Raw genomic sequence first — 1,107 nt, forward strand, 5'->3', positions numbered from 1 at the left:
AAATCGGCTTCTGTTATTACTTTACTGTCTTGCTTACTGATTTGGGGACGTGTTGCAAGTTCCGCATCCCATTTGATAGTCGCATCTAGTCCCATTTTGGAACCTAACCCCACCACTGGCGACGCAAAGTCGAGAGAATCGATTGGCGTGTTGTCTATCATCAAGGTATCGCGCACTGGATCCATATGTTCGGTCATCGCTTTGACGACGTCATTCCAGTCGCGCGCATTTACCGACTCATCACACACAATCACAAACTTGGTGTACATGAACTGACGCAAGAAGGACCACACTCCCATCATCACGCGCTTCGCATGACCTGGATATTGCTTCTTCATGGTTACAACGGCCATGCGATACGAACAACCTTCTGGCGGTAGGTAGAAGTCTTCAATCTCTGGGAATTGCTTTTGCAGAATTGGCACGAATACTTCATTCAGTGCCACGCCTAATACCGCTGGCTCATCTGGCGGACGACCAGTATAGGTACTGTGATAAATTGGGTCTTTACGCATGGTGATGTGCGTAATGGTAAAGACGTGATGCTTTTCTTTTTCGTTATAGTAGCCAGTGTGATCGCCGTAAGGGCCTTCATCGGCAAACTCGTTCGGGTCGATGTACCCTTCCATGACGATTTCAGCACTTGCTGGGACTTCCAAATCGTTACTGATGGATTTGACCACTTCGGTTTTACTGCCACGCAGCAAACCAGCAAAGGCATATTCTGATAACGTATCCGGCACTGGCGTCACCGAACCAAGGATAGTGGCAGGGTCGGCACCAAACGACACGGAAACTGGGAACGGCCTACCCGGGTTGGTTTCCATCCAATCACGCAAATCTAACGCGCCACCACGGTGAGCTAGCCAACGCATGATGATTTTGTTTTTGGCGATTTTTTGTTGGCGGTAGATACCGAGGTTCTGACGTTTTTTGTTCGGCCCTTTGGTAACCGTCAAACCCCACGTTAATAGTGGTGCTACGTCTTCCGCCCAGCAACTCATCACCGGAATTCTATCCAAATCGACTTCGTCACGTTGCCACACAATGTCTTGGCATGATGCTTTACGCAGTCGCTTGGCTGGCATATTCAACACTTGTTTGAAT

1 protein-coding gene is annotated in these 1,107 nt (G+C 48.8%); it reads right to left on the reverse strand.

What is annotated here, in order from left to right; genetic code table 11:
• A partial coding sequence (locus tag R7Q41_RS24300) for a UbiD family decarboxylase (RefSeq protein WP_318144741.1) occupies positions 1-1,107 on the reverse strand: 1,107 nt, incomplete at both ends.

Origin of the sequence: Vibrio sp. 2096 (assembly GCF_033339595.1) — a bacterium.
GTDB classification, from domain to species: domain Bacteria; phylum Pseudomonadota; class Gammaproteobacteria; order Enterobacterales; family Vibrionaceae; genus Vibrio; species Vibrio alginolyticus.